Annotated in this window: 16 protein-coding genes; 10 read left to right on the plus strand and 6 right to left on the minus strand. The window is 72.9% G+C overall.

The window, feature by feature from the left end; all coding sequences use genetic code 11:
- Positions 1-12: 12 nt before the first annotated feature.
- The gene (locus IE244_RS24145; RefSeq protein WP_191875666.1) at positions 13-762 is read right to left on the minus strand and encodes an SLATT domain-containing protein; all 750 of its coding nucleotides are present in this window, start codon (positions 760-762) and stop codon (positions 13-15) included.
- A 255-nt stretch (positions 763-1,017) separates the two neighbouring features.
- Between IE244_RS24145 and IE244_RS24150 the strand changes: the two genes are divergently transcribed.
- From IE244_RS24150 to IE244_RS24160, 3 genes are read left to right on the plus strand one after another with little or no spacing between them, the layout of a single operon-like run.
- A complete protein-coding gene (locus tag IE244_RS24150) occupies positions 1,018-1,362 on the plus strand; it encodes a YbaB/EbfC family nucleoid-associated protein (protein ID WP_031164799.1) in 345 nt (114 codons plus the stop codon).
- A 51-nt stretch (positions 1,363-1,413) separates the two neighbouring features.
- Positions 1,414-2,013 carry a recombination mediator RecR gene (recR, locus tag IE244_RS24155; RefSeq protein WP_031164801.1) on the plus strand — a complete coding sequence of 200 codons (600 nt, stop codon included), beginning with the start codon at positions 1,414-1,416 and terminating at the stop codon, positions 2,011-2,013.
- Positions 2,006-2,668, plus strand: a complete 663-nt coding sequence (locus IE244_RS24160; RefSeq protein ID WP_191875667.1) for a DUF5063 domain-containing protein — start codon at positions 2,006-2,008, stop codon at positions 2,666-2,668. Before recR ends, IE244_RS24160 begins: the two co-directional genes overlap by 8 nt.
- A 36-nt stretch (positions 2,669-2,704) precedes the next feature.
- Here IE244_RS24160 and IE244_RS24165 read toward each other — a convergent pair whose 3' ends face one another.
- Positions 2,705-3,430 (minus strand): sulfite exporter TauE/SafE family protein, encoded by a 726-nt coding sequence (locus IE244_RS24165; RefSeq protein WP_191875668.1) that lies wholly within the window; start codon positions 3,428-3,430, stop codon positions 2,705-2,707.
- A gap of 194 nt (positions 3,431-3,624) precedes the next feature.
- Here IE244_RS24165 and IE244_RS24170 point away from each other — a divergent pair, with 194 nt between their 5' ends.
- The 4 genes from IE244_RS24170 (at position 3,625) to IE244_RS24185 (ending at position 8,180) form a co-directional block, all read left to right on the plus strand.
- On the plus strand, positions 3,625-4,896 hold the full coding sequence (locus IE244_RS24170) for an aspartate kinase (RefSeq protein WP_031164805.1): 1,272 nt from the start codon (positions 3,625-3,627) through the stop codon (positions 4,894-4,896).
- 28 nt (positions 4,897-4,924) lie between these two features.
- Positions 4,925-5,986: an aspartate-semialdehyde dehydrogenase gene (locus tag IE244_RS24175; RefSeq protein WP_191875669.1), complete on the plus strand. Its 1,062-nt coding sequence runs from the start codon at positions 4,925-4,927 to the stop codon at positions 5,984-5,986.
- 317 nt (positions 5,987-6,303) lie between these two features.
- Positions 6,304-6,987: a SigE family RNA polymerase sigma factor gene (locus IE244_RS24180; protein ID WP_191875670.1), complete on the plus strand. Its 684-nt coding sequence runs from the start codon at positions 6,304-6,306 to the stop codon at positions 6,985-6,987.
- Between the two features lie 128 nt (positions 6,988-7,115).
- Entirely contained in the window at positions 7,116-8,180 is a 1,065-nt protein-coding gene (locus IE244_RS24185) for a hypothetical protein (protein ID WP_191875671.1), read from the plus strand.
- A 58-nt stretch (positions 8,181-8,238) separates the two neighbouring features.
- Here IE244_RS24185 and IE244_RS24190 read toward each other — a convergent pair whose 3' ends face one another.
- Entirely contained in the window at positions 8,239-9,033 is a 795-nt protein-coding gene (locus IE244_RS24190; protein WP_191875672.1) for an SURF1 family protein, read from the minus strand.
- 63 nt (positions 9,034-9,096) lie between these two features.
- Positions 9,097-9,936, minus strand: a complete 840-nt coding sequence (locus IE244_RS24195) for a class I SAM-dependent methyltransferase (RefSeq protein WP_229854309.1) — start codon at positions 9,934-9,936, stop codon at positions 9,097-9,099.
- An 83-nt stretch (positions 9,937-10,019) separates the two neighbouring features.
- Between IE244_RS24195 and IE244_RS24200 the strand changes: the two genes are divergently transcribed.
- The gene (locus IE244_RS24200) at positions 10,020-11,834 is read left to right on the plus strand and encodes a S9 family peptidase (RefSeq protein WP_229854310.1); all 1,815 of its coding nucleotides are present in this window, start codon (positions 10,020-10,022) and stop codon (positions 11,832-11,834) included.
- A gap of 123 nt (positions 11,835-11,957) precedes the next feature.
- Here the strand turns inward: IE244_RS24200 and IE244_RS24205 are convergent, their stop codons facing one another.
- Positions 11,958-13,772 (minus strand): NAD-binding protein, encoded by a 1,815-nt coding sequence (locus IE244_RS24205; RefSeq protein ID WP_191875821.1) that lies wholly within the window; start codon positions 13,770-13,772, stop codon positions 11,958-11,960.
- Positions 13,773-13,943: 171 nt separating this feature from the next.
- Between IE244_RS24205 and IE244_RS24210 the strand changes: the two genes are divergently transcribed.
- Together IE244_RS24210 and IE244_RS24215 are read left to right on the plus strand one after the other, a co-directional pair.
- Complete coding sequence (locus tag IE244_RS24210; protein WP_191875673.1) at positions 13,944-14,963, plus strand: permease; 1,020 nt, start codon at positions 13,944-13,946, stop codon at positions 14,961-14,963.
- On the plus strand, positions 14,960-15,673 hold the full coding sequence (locus IE244_RS24215) for a TIGR03943 family putative permease subunit (protein ID WP_191875674.1): 714 nt from the start codon (positions 14,960-14,962) through the stop codon (positions 15,671-15,673). Before IE244_RS24210 ends, IE244_RS24215 begins: the two co-directional genes overlap by 4 nt.
- Positions 15,674-15,683: 10 nt before the next feature.
- Here the strand turns inward: IE244_RS24215 and IE244_RS24220 are convergent, their stop codons facing one another.
- On the minus strand, positions 15,684-17,726 hold the full coding sequence (locus tag IE244_RS24220; RefSeq protein ID WP_191875822.1) for an NAD(+) synthase: 2,043 nt from the start codon (positions 17,724-17,726) through the stop codon (positions 15,684-15,686).
- Positions 17,727-17,862: the final 136 nt, after the last annotated feature.

Here is a 17,862-nt window from a genome sequence, read left to right on the forward strand (position 1 = left end):
CCCGGCAGAGCCCTAGCGCGGCTCCGGCGGTCGCTGCCGGGGCATGTTCGGACGGGACCCGTTGGCCGGGGGCAGCGGAAAACGCGCGCCGGAACCGCCCGCCTCCTGGCGCGGGACGTACGCCACCGCCGCCTGGATGCCCAGCGGCGCGGACCCCGTGCGGAACTCCACCATCCAGTCGGTCGTCTCCGCGCGCACCAGCTCCGTGACGTCCTCGGTGAAGCGCCGCAGCACGCCCAGGCACCGCTCGGCGGCCTCCCCGGCCGTGCCTTCCGCCGGGCCCAGCACCTCCCGGATGCTCTCGGAGGCCCAGTCGAACTGCAGCGCCTGCAGCCGCCGCTGCACCGCCTGCGCGGTGGCCACGTCCCGCATCCAGCCGGACGTCATGCCGAAGTACCGGTCGACGCCCACACAGGCGACCGCGACCAGCAGCGCCATACAGCCCCAGGGCGCCGCCCCGTCGGCCGCCCCCGCCAGATCCAGCAGCGGCAGCGCGGCACCGGTCACCACGCCCGCCGCCGCGCCCGAACGCAGCACCCGGGCTCCGCGCCGCTTCCACACCCGGTCCCGCAGATACCAGGACGCCGTCTCCAGCGCCCCGCGCTCCACCCATCGGTACAGCTCGTCGAGCCGCTCGGCGGGCTCCCCCCAGTCCCCGAGCGGAAAGGCCCGCCCGCTCAGATCGCCCGGCCGCAGCCCGGCCGCACCCTCGCCCCGCCCGTCCTGTGGCGGACCCTCGGGCTGCATCTCCGGCTGACCCACCCGGCACTCCCTACTGATCACTGATCACGACCGGTCACGTTGCGTGACATACCATGCCGATTCCATGCCGACGCGCGGCACCTTTCCTACCGCCCAATGGGTGGCGACGAAGGAGCTTTCCCGGCTTTTCCGCTCGGAAGAGCGTCTTGATCAGGTATAGGGCTGCCGTTGTTCTCACTCGAAAGAGTGGCGGGGCGATGGGGACGTGGACCACGTAGGCTCGTGCTCAACGAGAAGAACGTAGAGGAGCTGATCGTGATCCCCGGTGGTGGCCAGCCCAACATGCAGCAGTTGCTCCAGCAGGCGCAGAAGATGCAGCAGGATCTGCAGCGGGCGCAGGAGGAACTGGCGAACACGGAGGTCGACGGGCAGGCGGGCGGCGGTCTGGTGAAGGCCACCGTGACCGGCGCCGGTGAGCTGCGCGCGCTGAAGATCGACCCGAAGGCGGTCGACCCGGAGGACACCGAGACGCTCGCCGATCTGATCGTGGCCGCCGTACAGGCGGCCAACGAGAACGCGCAGACGCTCCAGCAGCAGAAGCTCGGCCCGCTCGCCCAGGGTCTCGGCGGCGGTACGGGCATCCCCGGTCTGCCGTTCTGAGCCCGGGCCAACTACGGTACGTTCCGAAAGGTCTCCAGGAAGGGCGGTCCGGTGTACGAAGGCGTGGTCCAGGACCTCATCGACGAGCTGGGGCGGCTGCCCGGCGTCGGTCCCAAGAGCGCGCAGCGCATCGCCTTCCACATCCTGCAGGCGGAGCCGACCGATGTGAAGCGGCTCGCGCAGGCGCTCCTGGAGGTCAAGGCGAAGGTCCGTTTCTGCGCGACCTGCGGCAATGTGGCGCAGGAGGAGCTGTGCAACATCTGCCGTGACCCGCGCCGCGACCCGTCGGTCATCTGCGTGGTCGAGGAGCCGAAGGACGTCGTCGCCATCGAGCGCACCCGCGAGTTCCGCGGCCGCTACCACGTGCTGGGCGGCGCCATCAGCCCGATCGAGGGCGTGGGTCCCGACGACCTGCGTATACGAGAACTTCTCGCGCGGTTGGCCGACGGGACGGTCACGGAGCTGATCCTGGCGACGGACCCCAACCTGGAGGGCGAGGCCACGGCCACCTACCTCGCCCGCATGATCAAACCCATGGGCCTGAAGGTCACCCGCCTGGCCAGCGGCCTCCCGGTGGGTGGCGACCTGGAATACGCGGACGAGGTGACCCTCGGCCGCGCCTTCGAGGGGAGACGACTCCTAGATGTCTGACGCCACACTGCACGACTCGACGCAGAACCCGGACGATTTCGTGGTCCAGATCGCGGACCAGGTCGAGAGCTTCCTGGTGGCGGTCACCGAGGTGGCGAAGGGCGACGAGCCCGGCTCGACGGTCCCCTTCCTCCTGCTGGAGGTCTCCCAGCTGCTGCTGGCCGGCGGCCGCCTGGGCGCCCACGAGGACATCGTCCCCGAGGAGCGCTACGAGCCCGACCCGGGCCCCGAGGCGGACGTCGACGAGCTGCGCGAGAACCTGGCCCGGCTCCTCGAACCCGTCGACGTCTACTCCGAGGTCTTCGACCCGTACGAGCCCCGCAAGGCCCCCGTCCCGGCGCGTATCTCCGACGACCTCGCCGACGTCATCACCGACCTCCGCCACGGCATGGCCCACTACCGCGCCGGCCGCACCTCGGAGGCCCTGTGGTGGTGGCAGTTCTCCTACTTCTCCAACTGGGGCCCCACGGCCTCCGCCGTCCTGCGCGCCCTGCAGTCGGTCCTCATCCACGTCCGCCTGAACCAGCCCCTGGAGGAGCTGGACGGCCTCGACACCGACCAGGCCACCATGGGCGACGAGACCCTGGAGTTCGAGGCGGGGCGGGTCATGGCGGAGGAGATCGGCGGGCCGCTGGGGATCCGGCCGGGGACGTAGCGCCGGATCACGGGGCCGCGGCGGCCGGGCCCGGGCTCACCCCGCCCACACCCCCCACAGCCCCTTCGTCACCGCCGTCGCGCCGCCGGCCAGGGACAGCAGCAGGACCAGGTGGCGGGCCCGGTCTTCGGGGATGCGGCCGGCGATCACGTGGCCGATCAGCGCCCCCGCGGTCATCGCCCCGCCGGCCACCGCCCACTGGGGTCCGCTCAGCCGGGGCGTGCCGTTCGCGGCGATCGAGAACACGTTGACGGCGACGCCGTAGAACTGGGCGTTGGGCACGAACTCGCGCACCGTCCAGCCCGCGTTGAGGGCGTACAGGGACACCGGAGGGCCGCCCACGCCCGCCGCCGCGTTCATGAAGCCGCCCAGCGCTCCCGCGGTCACCGCGCCCCTGCCGCCGCGCAGGGCCGGTACCCGGGCGCCGCGCATCACCAGCAGGACGGCCACCGTCACCAGGCCGCCCATGACCACCAGCAGGACCGGGCGCGGGAGTTGGCGGGTCAGCCAGGCGCCCGCCGGGACCGTGCAGGCCGCCGCCGCGCACAGGGGCACCATCGCCGCGGGGCGTACCCGCCGCCAGCCGCCCGCCAGGCCCACCACGCTGATGGCCCCCGCGGCGCAGTTGGCGAGCACCACCCCGTCGGCCGGCCCGAGCAGCAGCACCAGCGCCGGTACGGCGACCAGGGCGAAGCCCATGCCGGTCAGCCACTGCACGCATCCGCCGAGCAGGACGATCCCGGCGAGCAGCACTTCCGTCATGTCATGCCCCCCTCATCACGGGACGCTAGCGGCGTTCGCTGTGACCCGGGGCACTTTCTGCGTGGTCCCCCGCGCGGTGGGCAAGAGCCCTTCCGGAACACGGCGGCCGACGTCTCACCATGCGGGAGCAGGGTGGTGGAATTCGGGCGCTCGTTAGACTGAGCCGACACAAACGAACCGAGCGAGGAGCGCACGTGGGCCTTGTCGTGCAGAAGTACGGAGGTTCCTCCGTAGCCGATGCCGAAGGCATCAAGCGCGTCGCCAAGCGGATCGTGGAAGCGAAGAAGAACGGCAACCAGGTTGTCGTCGTCGTTTCCGCGATGGGCGACACGACGGACGAGCTGATCGATCTCGCGGAGCGGGTTTCTCCGATGCCCGCCGGGCGGGAATTCGACATGCTGCTGACCGCCGGAGAGCGGATCTCCATGGCCCTGCTGGCGATGGCGATCAAAAACCTGGGCCACGAGGCCCAGTCCTTCACCGGCAGCCAGGCAGGCGTCATCACCGACTCGGTCCACAACAAAGCCCGGATCATCGACGTCACGCCGGGCCGGATCCGTGAGTCCCTGGACAAGGGCAACATCGCGATCGTCGCCGGTTTCCAGGGCGTCAGCCAGGACAAGAAGGACATCACCACGCTGGGCCGCGGTGGGTCCGACACGACGGCCGTGGCGCTCGCCGCCGCGCTCGACGCCGAGGTCTGCGAGATCTACACCGACGTGGACGGTGTGTTCACCGCCGACCCGCGCGTGGTGAAGAAGGCGAAGAAGATCGACTGGATCTCCTTCGAGGACATGCTGGAGCTCGCCGCCTCCGGCTCCAAGGTGCTGCTCCACCGCTGTGTGGAGTACGCCCGCCGCTACAACATCCCGATCCACGTCCGCTCCAGCTTCAGCGGGTTGCAGGGCACGTGGGTCAGCAGTGAGCCGATTGGGGACAAGAAGGTGGAGCAGGCCATCATCTCCGGTGTCGCGCACGACACCTCCGAGGCCAAGATCACGGTCGTCGGCGTGCCGGACAAGCCGGGTGAGGCCGCCGCGATCTTCCGGGCCATCGCCGATGCCGAGATCAACATCGACATGGTCGTGCAGAACGTGTCCGCCGCCTCCACGGGGCTGACGGACATCTCCTTCACGCTGCCGAAGACCGAGGGCCGCAAGGCGATCGACGCGCTGGAGAAGAGCCGGTCGGGCATCGGCTTCGACTCGCTGCGCTACGACGACCAGATCGGCAAGATCTCGCTGGTCGGCGCCGGCATGAAGACCAATCCGGGGGTCACCGCCTCCTTCTTCGAGGCGCTGAGCGACGCGGGAGTGAACATCGAGCTGATCTCCACCTCCGAGATCCGCATCTCCGTCGTCACCCGCAAGGACGACGTGCCGGAGGCCGTCCGTGCCGTGCACACGGCCTTCGGGCTCGACTCCGACACCGACGAGGCCGTCGTCTACGGCGGCACCGGCCGATGACCGTCTCCGCGTACGGAGGCGTACGACGATGACCGGCAAGCCGACGCTCGCGGTCGTGGGAGCGACCGGGGCCGTCGGCGCGGTCATGCTCCAGATCCTGTCCCAGCGTGCGGACGTCTGGGGCGAGATCCGCCTGATCGCCTCCCCGCGCTCGGCCGGCCGCAAGCTGGCCGTGCGCGGCGAGGAGATCGAGGTGACGGCCCTGAGCGAAGAGGCCTTCGACGGGGTCGACGTCGCGATGTTCGACGTCCCGGACGAGGTCGCCGCGCAGTGGGCGCCGATCGCCGTGACCCGCGGCGCGGTCGTCGTCGACAACTCCGCCGCCTTCCGGCTGGACCCCGAGGTGCCGCTCGTGGTGCCCGAGGTCAACCCGCACGCCGTGCGGACCCGGCCGCGCGGGATCGTCGCCAACCCCAACTGCACGACCCTGACGATGATCGTCGCCCTGGGCGCGCTGCACGCCGAGTTCGGGCTGCGCGAGCTCGTGGTGTCGTCGTACCAGGCGGTGAGCGGTGCCGGGCGGGCCGGCGTGGAGACCCTCAGGGCCCAGCTGTCCCTGGTGGCCGGTACCGAGCTGGGCACCAAGCCCGGTGACGTGCGGCGGGCCGTCGGGGAGGACACCGGGCCGTTCCCGGAGCCGGTCGCGCTGAACGTCGTCCCGTGGGCCGGGTCGCTGCGGGAGGACGGCTGGTCCTCGGAGGAGATGAAGGTCCGCGACGAGGCCCGCAAGATCCTCGGGCTGCCGCAGCTGCCGGTCGCCGTGACCTGCGTCCGCGTCCCGGTGATCACCACCCACTCGCTGACCGTGCACGCCCGCTTCCAGGGCGAGGTGAGCGTCGACCGCGCCCGGGAGATCCTCGCGACCGCGCCGGGTGTGGTGCTGTGCGACGACCCGGCCACCGGCGAGTTCCCGACCCCCGCCGACGTCGTGGGCACCGACCCGACCTGGGTGGGCCGGCTGCGGCGGGCCCTGGACGACCCGACCGCGCTCGAACTCTTCGTGTGCGGCGACAACCTCCGCAAGGGCGCCGCACTGAACACGGCGCAGATCGCGGAGCTGGTCGCGGCGGACTGGGGCGACCGGGCGTAGGCCGTCAAGACAGGGTTTGTAGGATCTGTGTAAGAAGTGTGGCCAGAAGCATGGTCCGAACCACTTGAAACCATTGCTCAAGGCAACAGAAGATTTCCCTCCCCGTCCCCGCAACCTCGCGGCGGACGGGGAGCGTCTTTGCGGTCACTCTTCGGAGTGTGGGGGCGCCGTGATCGGGCGGGGTGTGGGGACACCCACCCACATATCAGACATAGGGGAAGAGCGGGGCGCATGACGGCACTTGAGGCACGGCCGGTTGTCGCACATGTGACGGCCGGCACGTACAACCTTGGCGGGGGCAGGCGTGTCCAACTGGCGTGGCAGAGGTACTCGAACTCAGCGCGGTCCGCGGCACGGCGTCCCTGCGGCCGCCCCGTGCGGCGCTCCGGCCCCGCACGCCCGGCGGCATGCCGGTGATCGCGCCCATGCCCGCAGCGCGGCCCGCCCGCATACCCAGCCAGCGTGACGGTGCCGAGGAGGCCGCGGCCCCCGCGGTGACCGAGGCCGCCGGCACGACCGTCGACCACCTCACCGAGACCTACCGGGCGCACTACCGCTCGCTGCTCGGCCTCGCCGCGCTGCTCCTCGACGACACCGCCTCCTGCGAGGACGTCGTCCAGGAGGCCTTCATCCGCGTCCACTCGGCCCGCAAGCGGGTCCGCGACCCCGAGAAGACCCTCGCCTACCTCAGGCAGACGGTCGTCAACCTCTCCCGCTCCACGCTGCGCCGCCGCATCCTCGGCCTGAAGCTGCTCTCCAAGCCGATGCCGGACATGGCGAGCGCCGAGGAGGGCGCCTACGACCAGCTGGAGCGGCGCGACCTCATCAAGGCGATGAAGGGCCTGCAGCGCCGCCAGCGCGAGGTCCTGGTCCTGCGCTACTTCGCGGACATGACCGAATCCCAGGTCGCCGAGACCCTCGGGATCTCGCTGGGTTCGGTGAAGGCGTACGGCTCGCGCGGCATCGCCGCGCTGCGGGTGGCCATGGAGGCGCCGGCATGAGCGAGCGAGCCGAAGGGGGCGATTCCGATGAACGCCACTCCCACGAACGTCACGAGCCCTTCGCCTGGCACGAACCGACGAAGCGGGACGAGCAAGAGCACACGCAATCGCACGCTGGGAACGGAACTGTGAACCACGGCCCCGACGAGAAGGGCCCCGAGGGGTTCGACGGCGACGAGCCGGCCCTGCGCCGGATGCTGCACTCCGCCGTCGACGACATCGCGCCGCGCGCCGGCACGCTGGACCACCTGCGCCGGGCCGTCCCCGCGCGGCGGGCCCGCAAGCGGCAGGCCGCCGTCGGCATGGCCGCCGCCGCCCTGTTCATCGGCACCGCGATCCCCGCCCTCGTCCATGTCTCCCAGGCCGACGGCTCCGACCCCAACACCGCCATGGCCGGCCAGTCGTCCCAGGCCCAGGGCGGCACCGGGCAGACCAAGGACGAGGGCGGCGCCAAGGGCTCCCCGAGGGACGCCGGCACCGCGAGTGTCAAGCCCGGCAGGCAGTCCGGCAAGCCCGGCGAGAAGGGGGACAGGCCCGGCGCCGGCACCGCCGGCTCCAGCGGCGGCGCCAACCCGTCCGCCACGCTCACCGCCGGCGGCGCACCGGTGTGCACCGCGGCCCAGCTGGGCTCCGCCACCGGCACCGCCGACGTCCCCAACTCCGCGGGCGTGGTCTACGGCACGTTCCGCGTCGTCAACACCTCCTCCACCGCCTGTACCGTCGCCGGTGCGGGCACCATCACCCCCACCGCGACGGGCGCGGCCGACCAGGCCAAGATCGGCACCGCCCGGCATGTGGCCGGGGACGCGGCGACCGACCTCCCCGACCCCTCGCTGGAGGTCACCGGGCTGCTCGTGCAGCCGGGCGCGGCCTACGAGGAGAAGTTCGCCTTCGTGCCCTCGGAGACCTGCCCCGCGGCGGGCGGCGACAGCACCACCGGCGGCACGGACCCGGCCGACCCGACGCCGGATCCGACACCCACGCAGGACGCGAGTGCCTCCGGCGGTACGGCGGACAGCGGGGGCTCGACGGGCACGGGCACCACGCCCCAGTTGATGACCGAGGACGGCACGGCCGACGGAAGCGTGCAGATCACGCACACGGCGCAGGGCGGCTCACCGTCGGCCACGGCCACGGTGACCGGGGAGTGCGCGGGGACCGTGATCTACACCGGGGTGCTGGCGGGTTCGTAGCGGCGCCGTCGTGCCGTGGGCCGGCGGGCGGCCCCGCCCCGGCCCGCGCCGGCAGCGGTCAGCCGCTGACCACCGGCGCCGGGGTGTCCTCCGCCGCGGGGACCAGGCCCAGCGCGGCGTCCCGCGCGGCCTCCGCCTCCCGCCGCAGCAGCCGGAACCACATGAACACCACGAACCCGGCGAAGACGAACCACTCCCCGGTGTAGCCGAGGTTCTGGAACGCCTTCAGATCCAGCCCGGTACCGTCCGGCGCCGTCGCGGGCACGGCCCGCATCCCGGCGTCGGCCGTGTCGAGCGTGATCCAGGCGTCGTACAGCTGGTACGGCACCAGGTTCACCAGGGACGCCGAGCTGATCACCGCCGTCTGCCCCGCCGGCAGTCCGCCCTGGGCGCTGACCCCGTTGTCCCCGGGCGTCTCGGACGCCTGCAGCGCGCCGGTCACGGTGACCTCACCGCGCGGCGGCGCGGGCGCCTTCGCCGCGTCCGCCGTGCCCGGCAGCCAGCCCCGCACCACCGGCAGCGCCTTGCCGGAGCCGGTGCGCAGCAGGGTGAGGACGTAGAAGCCGTTCCTGTCGTCGAGCTGCCGGCCCGGCACCAGCAGCTGTGTGCCGTAGTGCCCGCGCGCGCTGACCCGGCGGCCGGAGGTGGCCTTGTCGACGGGCAGCATCGTCTCCAGCGGACGCGCTCTCTCGTGCCGGTCGGACGCGGCCTGCTCGGTGGCGGCCCGGTGGTCCTGGACCCGCCCCTCGAACCGGCTCAGCTGCCAGGACCCCATGAAGACGCAGAACGGGATGGCGAGCAGCACGAAGACGTTGATGCCCCACCAGCGGGGTGTCAGCAGAAACCGGTACACGCCCTCCACGGTACGGCGCCGCCGCCGCTGCCCCGCCCGCGGGGCGGCCCTTGGCCCCCGGGTTCAGCCCTTGGTGGCCCTGAGCGAATAGATCAGCGGGATGCGCGGGTGGCCCGCGGGGAAGCGGTGGTAGTCGCCCTGGACCTCGAAGTTCTCGAAGCGCGGGAAGAGCGACACGTCGTGCTCGTGCAGGAACTCGATGCGCAGCCCGGCCCCGGCGAGCGCGGAGACGACGTCGCCGAGGGTGTGCTGCCACTGCACGCTGCGGTTGTGGACCGTGGCGGCGTTCTGGTCGGCGTAGGTGCCGGGCTCTTCCCACACCTGGGCGTCGCGGGCGAAGTAGTCGCGCACGACCCGTGAGCCGGTCGCGTCGTCGAGGGCGTCGGTGATCGGGTGGAACTCGGCGAGGTACAGGAACCCGCCGGGCGCGACGAGCGACGCGGCCGTCCGGGCCCAGCGGCGGATGTCGGGCAGCCAGCACAGCGCGCCGAGCCCCGTGTAGACGATGTCGTACGACGGCTCGGGCACCAACCGCGCCGCGTCGTACACGTCGCCGGTGACGAAGGCCGCGCGCTCGGGGCCGTGGCCGAGGTCGGCCGCGAGGGAGCGGGCGGCCTCGACGGCCGGGACGGAGAAGTCCAGGCCCACGACGCGGGCGGCACCGCGATGCGCCCAGGAGAGGGTGTCGGTCCCGATGTGGCACTGCAGGTGCAGGAGCGTCTTGCCGGTGACGTCACCGACCTCGTCCTTCTCGAAGTCCCGCAGGACGTCCGGGCGGGCCCGGAAGCCGTCGAGGTCGTAGAACTCGCCGCCCACATGGACGGGGACCCGTTCGTCCCACATGGCCTGGTTGTCCTCGCGCCAGCCTTCGGGGGCGGACGGAGTGGTGCCGGAAGTGCTCATGGTCGCGAAGTTATCCACAGCCTGCGCACACGTGCCACCCAATTGTCGGCGCGGCCAGGCACTATGGGCGCATGACTGGGGCCATGAGTGAGAGCAACGAGCCGGGCACGCGCGACGCGGCCGGCATGCCGGACTGGGAGAAGCGGTTTCGGGCGCCGCGCGTGTCGCTGCCCGACTGGGCGGAGGACGCGCCGGACCGCTCCCTGTTCGTGTCGAACGCGACGGGCACGTACGAGCTGTACGCCTGGGACCGTGCGACGGGCGAGCAGCGGCAGGCGACGTTCCGGCCGAACGGCACGACGGACGGCGTGCTCTCCCCGGACGGCGCCTGGATCTGGTGGTTCGACGACAAGGACGGCGACGAGTTCGGCGTCTGGCGCCGCCAGCCCTTCGAGGGAGGGGCGGACCAGCCCGCCGTCCCCGGCCTCGAACCCTCCTATCCGGCCGGTCTCGCCCTGGCCCGCGACGGCCGCACGGCGGTCGTCGGCCGCTCCACGGACGAGGAGGGGACGACGATCCATCTGGCCCGCGAGGGCGAGGACCCGGCCGAGATCTACCGGCACCGCGAGTCGGCGGGCGTCGGCGACCTCTCGCACGACGGCTCCCTGATCGCCGTCGAGCACACCGAGCACGGTGACGCCATGCACGCGGCGCTGCGCGTGCTCCGCCCGGACGGCACACCGGTCGCCGAGCTGGACGACACCAAGGGCGGCACCGAGGAACTGGGCCTGGAGGTGCTGGGCTTCGCGCCGGTCGACGGCGACACCCGGTTGCTCGTCGGGCATCAGCGCCGGGGCCGCTGGGAGCCGCTGGTGTGGGATGTGGCGACGGGCGAGGAGACCGACCTCGCCCTGGACCTCCCCGGCGACGTCAGCGCCGAGTGGTGCCCGGACGGCTCGGCCCTGCTCATCGCCCACGGCTTCGAGGCCCGCAGCGAACTGTTCCGCTACGACCTGGCGGCCCGCGAGCTGACCCGCATCCCCACCCCGCCCGGCACGGTCTCCGGCGCGACGGCCCGCCCCGACGGCAGCGTGGAGTACCTGTGGTCGTCGGCCGCCGAGCCCCCGGCGGTGCGGTCCACCTCCGGCGGTGTCGTCCTGGACCCGCCCGGGCTGACGTGCCCGCCGTCGGTGCCGGTGGAGGACGCCTGGGTGGAGGGCCCCGGCGGCCGCATCCACGCCCTGATCCAGAAGCCGGCGGGCGCGACCGGCCCCCTGCCGACGGTCTTCGACCTGCACGGCGGCCCGACCTGGCACGACAGCGACGCCTTCGCCGCGGGCCCGGCCGCCTGGGTCGACCAGGGCTATGCCGTGATCCGCGTCAACTACCGGGGCTCCACCGGCTACGGCCGGGCCTGGACCGACGCCCTCAAGCACCGGGTCGGCCTGATCGAGCTGGAGGACGTGGCCGCGGTCCGCGACTGGGCGGTGTCCTCGGGCCTCGCCGACCCCACCCGGCTGATCCTCACCGGCGCCTCCTGGGGCGGCTATCTCACCCTGCTCGGCCTCGGCACCCAGCCCGAGGCGTGGTCGGTGGGCATCGCGGTCGTGCCCGTCGCGGACTACGTCACCGCGTACCACGACGAGATGGAGGCCCTGAAGGCCATGGACCGCACCCTGCTGGGCGGCACCCCGGAGGAGGTCCCCGAGCGCTTCGAGGCATCGTCCCCGCTGACCTACGTCGACGAGGTCAAGGCCCCGGTCTACATCTCGGCGGGTGTCAACGACCCGCGCTGCCCGATCCGGCAGATCGACAACTACGTCAAGCGCCTGGAGACGAGAGGCGCGACCCACGAGGTGTACCGCTACGACGCCGGGCACGGGTCCCTCGTGGTGGACGAGCGGATCAGGCAGGTGCGACTGGAGATGGACTTCGCCGCCCGGCACCTGGGCGGATAGCCGCCGCCCGCCGGCCGGGTAGGGCCCGCCCGGCCGGCGGGTACGGACCGGACCGGTGGGCGGGGACCCCGCCGGTGGGCGGGGACGGGCAGCCGGGGGCCGAGGGGTGGGGCCCCTGGAGGGTCAGCGCAGCTCCGCGAGCCCCCTGCGGGTGGCGGCGACGACCACCCGGTCCTCCTTCGACAGCACATGGTCCGGCGCCGTGTCGGTCCGTCCCTCCAGCGCCAGCACCCTCCAGGACCCGGCCCGGAAGGCGTCCCGTACCGTCCGCCCCTCCAGCTGGGGATGACCGGCCACGTCGACCGCGGCGAACAGCAGCACCCTCCGCTCCACCGCCACAGCGCCCAGCACCTGCCGCCCGAGCATCGCCCCGGCGAACGCGGGCGCGGCCAGATGCGTGACGCTGCGGCTCCGGGTCAGCGCATGCGGATACGCCGCCCGCAGCGTCCGGTACACCGCGGTGGCGAAGTCGTCGTCGTACAGCCGCAGCACCACCCGCAGATCGGGCCGTACGGACCGCGCGTACAGCACGGCCTCCAGGTTGGTCGTGTCCGCGCTGGTCACGGCGAGCAGCGCGTACGCCCGGTGGATCTTGGCGGACTCCAGCACCCCTTCCTGGGTGACGTCCCCGAAGACCACCGGCACCCGCAGCCGCCGCGCGGTCGCCAGTCCCCGCGCCTCCGGGTCGGACTCGACACACACGACGGGGATGTTCAGCTCGCGCAGCCGGGTCAGCACCCGCGTGCCGATCTTGCCGAGCCCGAGCAGCACCACATGCCCGCCGAGGCCGCGCGGAGGTTTGCGCAGGGCGGAGGCGGTGCGGAAGGTGCCCAGCGCCTCCAGTACGGCGGCCAGCAGCACCGGAAGCAGCAGCAACCCGACCAGTCCGGAGAGGAGTTGGAGGATCTGCCTGCCCAGAGGTGCCCCGATGGCGGGGTCGTCGATCGCGAACAGGTCCAGCAGTGTGAGGTAGAAGGCGCGCAGCGGATGGATCCCGGGGGTGACCACCCACAGCGCGACGGCGAGCGCGACCACGCAGACCGTCGCGCCCGCCAGCGACCACCGCAACCGCCGGGAGAACAGCGAGGCGAGCGGCGGGACCCCGCCACGACCGGGCGTGGCCGACTCGCCGCCGCCCGCGGACGACACCTGTTCCAGCACCACGGCCGGCCGCCCGGCGGCCTGCCGCACCTCCTCGTCGTCCGGCAGCAGCCGCGGCTCCTGCTCCCCGCCGCCCTCCGGCCCGTCCCCGCCGGCGGCGTCGGCGCCGTTCGGGGAGAGCAGGGCGAGCGTGCACAGTCCGGAGCCGGCCGACGGCCGTTCGACGGCCCGCAGCAGCAGCCCCTCGGTCTGCACGACCTTGCTGGTGCCGGCGACGGCGGTGGCGGCCAGCGCGGGTGCCGCGGTGTCGGCGTCGGACAGCACGGTGGTGGACGCGTCCGAGCCGCCGTCGCCGGTGGCCAGCGCGGCCGCCTGGTCGAGGAGTTCCTCGATGTGCTGGCCCAGCCGGCGGTTGTAGAGGCGCAGGACGAGCCGCAGCCGGGGGTTGAGCCGGCGGGCGGTCAGCGCGGCCCGGATGTTGGTCTCGTCGTCGTCGAAGACGAGGGCGAGCGCGGCGGCCCGTTCCACCCCGGCCTCGGCGAGCACCGCCTCGGTGACCTCGGCGGCCTCCAGCACCCGTGCGCCGTCACCGCCGTTGCCTCCGCCGCCGGTGCCGGGGGCGCTCGCGGCGGCCGCCGGCCCCGTGCCGCCGCGGCCGACCGCGGCACTGACCACACGGTCGAACAGGGCGGCCGACGCGGCCCGGGCGCGGCCGACCACCGGAGGCCCGGCGGTGCGCCCGTTCGGCGGCACCACGAGGGTGACCCGCTCGCCGTAGACTCCGCGCAACTCGGCCGCCAGCCGGTGCGCGAGCCCGTCGTCGCCGCACACCACCATGTGCGCCGGCGGGGCCGCACCCGGCCCCCCTTGATACGGAACGCTCGCCACGAGGGAAAAGACTGCCCCAAGGACACGGGTGGTTCCAGCAGTCCCGTGAACGCCCGCACCCCGCCCCCCGTACTGACGGGGAGGGAGTGAGGGAGCCAGCACAGCCGGAGGTATCCACCCGTGGCCATCACCGAAGACGCCCCGCCCGGTGCGGAGGCCGGCCCCGCTGACGCCGCCGCCGGTCAGGACGGCCGCCGGCTCAGCTCCCCGCTGGTGCTGACGCTGACGCTGCTGCTGGCCGTGCTCGCCCAGTCGCCGATCCGCGGACTGCTCGGCACCCCGCCGATGCAGAGCTGGATGACGGTGTTCGTCGCGGTGACCGTGCAGGCGCTGCCCTTCCTGGTGTTCGGCGTGCTGCTGTCGGCGGCCATCGCGGTGTTCGTGCCGCCGTCGTTCTTCGCGCGGGCCCTGCCGAGCCGCCCCGCCCTCGCCGTCCCCGTCGCCGGGGTCGCGGGGGCGATCCTGCCCGGCTGCGAGTGCGCCTCGGTCCCGGTGGCGGGCGCCCTCGTCCGCAGGGGAGTCACCCCGGCCGCCGCCCTCGCCTTCCTCCTCTCCGCCCCTGCCATCAACCCGATCGTGCTGACCGCGACCGCCGTCGCCTTCCCGCGCGACCCGGCGATGGTCCTGGCCCGGTTCCTGGCGAGCCTGCTGGTGGCGTGCGTGATGGGCTGGCTGTGGCAGCGGCTGGGCCGCACCGACTGGCTGCGCCCGCCGGCCCACGGCGCGCACGAGGGCGCGACGAGGGGGGAGACGTTCTGGAACTCGGTACGGCACGACACCATGCACGCCGGCGGATTCCTGGTGCTCGGCGCGATGGCCGCGGCCACGCTGAAGGCGGCGGTTCCGGCGGACTGGCTGCGCACGGCGGCCGGAAACCCCGCCTTCTCCGTGCTGGCCCTGGCCGTCCTGGCCGTGCTGCTGTCCATCTGCTCGGAGGCGGACGCGTTCGTCGCGGCCTCCCTCACCCAGTTCTCGCCGACGGCCAAGCTGGTGTTCCTGGTGGTGGGCCCGATGATCGACCTCAAGCTCTTCGCGATGCAGGCCGGCACCTTCGGCCGCGGCTTCGCCCTCCGCTTCGCCCCGGCCACCTTCGCACTCGCCGTCACGGGCGCCGTACTGACCTCGGCGGTGCTGCTGTGAACCGTCAGGCCCAGGCCGCCGTCATGTTCCTGCTCGGCGCCGCCCTGCTGCACGCGGGCGGCACCGGCCTGTACCTGCGCTACGTCAAGGCAGGACTGCAGCCGCTGCTGCTGGCCTCGGGGGTGGTCCTGGTCGCGGGGGCGCTGGCGACGGTCTGGTACGAGCGCCGGCGCGCGAAGACCGCCACCCAGGAGCACGGCCACCCCGAACCCCGCACCTCCTGGCTGCTGTTGCTCCCCCTCCTCGCCCTCATCCTCATCGCCCCGCCCGCCCTCGGCTCCTACAGCGCCCTGCGCGCCGGCACGGCCCTGCAGAAGCCGTACGCCCTGGGGCCGCTGCCCGCCGGCGACCCGGCCCCGCTGTCCGTGGTCGACTACGCGTCCCGCGCGGCCTTCGACCACGGCCGCTCCCTGCACGGCCGCCCGGTCCGCGTCACCGGCTTCCTCGCCCTGGACCACGCGGGCGCGCCCTACCTGGTCCGGATGGCCCTCAACTGCTGTGCGGCGGACGCCCAGCCGGTCAAGATCGCCCTGACCGGGACCCTGCCGCCGGTCCTGCGGCCGGACGCCTGGCTGGAGGTCACCGGCACCTACAGCCCCCGGCTGACCAGGGACCCGGTGAACAACGGCCCCGTCCCGTATCTGAAGGTCACCTCGGCCAGGCCGGTCCCGGTGCCCCACGACCCGTACGACGAGACCTGGAACAACTGACCGCCCAGGCCTAGGACTCCGTCAGGTCGAAGCGCTCCAGATCCCGCAGCCAGGCGTGGGCGTTGCCGTCGGACGGGGCCCGCCAGTCGCCGCGCGGCGAAAGCGAACCGCCCGCCGAGACCTTCGGGCCGTTCGGCATGGCCGAGCGCTTGAACTGGGAGAACGCGAAGAAGCGGCGGATGAAGACCTCCAGCCAGTGCCGGATCTGCGCGAGGTCGTAGGAGCCGCGGTCGGCCTCCGGGAAACCGGGCGGCCAGGCCCCGGCCTCCTCATCGTGCCAGGCGTGCCAGGCGAGGAAGGCGATCTTCGACGGCCTGAAGCCGTAGCGCAGCACATGGAACAGGGTGAAGTCGTGCAGCGCGTACGGGCCGATCTTCGACTCGGTGGACTGCATCTCCTCGCCCGGCACCAGCTCGGGGCTGATCTCGGTGTCGAGGATCGCGGCGAGGATCTTGCCGGTCTCCTCGTCGAACTGCCCGCTGCTGATGACCCAGCGGATGAGGTGCTGGATCAGCGTCTTCGGCACCCCGGAGTTGACGTTGTAGTGGCTCATCTGGTCGCCGACGCCGTACGTGGACCAGCCGAGTGCCAGCTCGGAGAGGTCACCGGTGCCGAGCACGATGCCGCCGCGCTGGTTGGCGAGGCGGAACAGGTAGTCGGTGCGCAGGCCCGCCTGGACGTTCTCGAAGGTGATGTCGTAGACCGGCTCGCCGGAGGCGAAGGGGTGGCCGATCTCCTTCAGCATCAGCCGCGCGGTCGGCGTGATGTCCAGCTCGGCCGCGGTGACGCCGAGCGCCCGCATCAGCTTGTGGGCGTTGTCCTTGGTGTGGTCGCTGGTGGCGAAGCCGGGCAGGGTGAAGGCGAGGATGTCGCTGCGCGGGCGGCCGGCGCGGTCCATCGCCCGGGCGGCGACGATCAGCGCGTGCGTGGAGTCCAGGCCGCCCGAGACACCGATGACGACCTTCGGGCCGCCGATCGCCGCGAGCCGCTGCTGCAGGCCCGCGACCTGGATGTTGTACGCCTCGTAGCAGTCCAGGGCGAGGCGTTCGGCGTCGGCGGGCACGAACGGGAAACGCTCGACGCGCCGGCGCAGGCCGAGGTCGGTGGCGGCCGGCGGGGCGAGTGCGAAGGACACCGTACGGAAGTCGGCGGTGCGCGCGGCGTGCGTGCGGCGGTTCTCGCCGAACGTGCCCATCCGCTGCCGCTCCTGCCGCAGCAGGTCGAGGTCCACGTCGGCGACCGCGTACTGCTCGCCGAGCGGGAACCGCTCCGTCTCGGCGAGCAGCACGCCGTTCTCGTAGATCAGGGTCTGGCCGTCCCAGGACAGGTCGGTGGTCGACTCGCCGAGGCCGGCCGCCGCGTAGACGTACGCGGCCAGGCAGCGCGAGGACGCGGAGCGGCACAGCAGCCTGCGGTCCTCGGCGCGGCCGACCGTGATGGGGCTGCCCGAGAGGTTGACGAGGACGGTCGCACCAGCCAGCGCGGCCTCCGAACTCGGCGGCACCGGCACCCACATGTCCTCGCAGATCTCGGCGTGCAGCACGAGTCCGGGCAGGTCCGTCGCCGCGAACAGCAGGTCCACCCCGAACGGCACGTCCGCGCCGCCGAGCCGGATCGTTCCGCCGCGCTCGTCGTCGCCCCCGGCGATCTGCCGGCGCTCGTAGAACTCGCGGTAGTTCGGCGGGTACGACTTCGGGACGACGCCCAGGATCCGGCCGCGGTGCACGATCACCGCGCAGTTGAAGATCCGGTCGCGGTGGCGCAGCGGGGCGCCGACGACCAGGACCGGCAGCAGCTTCGCCGACTCGGCCACGATCGTCGCGAGCGCCGTCTCGACGTCGTCGAGCACGGCGTCCTGCAGCAGCAGGTCGTCGATGGCGTACCCGGTCAGGCACAGCTCAGGGAACACGGCGACCGCGACGCCCTCCTCGGCGCACCGGCGGGCATGGCGCAGGACCGCCTCCGCGTTGGCGGGCGGGTCGGCGATGACGGTGTGGCCCGTGCACGCGGCGACGCGCGCGAAGCCGTGCTGGTAGATCGACCAGAAGCTCAACGGGACCTCTTTCCGAAGCGACTTTCCCACAGAGGAAGCGTAAAGGGCGGCCCGCCACCCACCCCCCACCTGCGGGTTTCAGTGCGCTGAAGCCGTCCACCGCGGGCTGAAACCCGGCTGAAGCCATGCTGAACCG

Source organism: Streptomyces filipinensis (assembly GCF_014649495.1).
GTDB classification, from domain to species: Bacteria; Actinomycetota; Actinomycetes; order Streptomycetales; family Streptomycetaceae; genus Streptomyces; species Streptomyces filipinensis.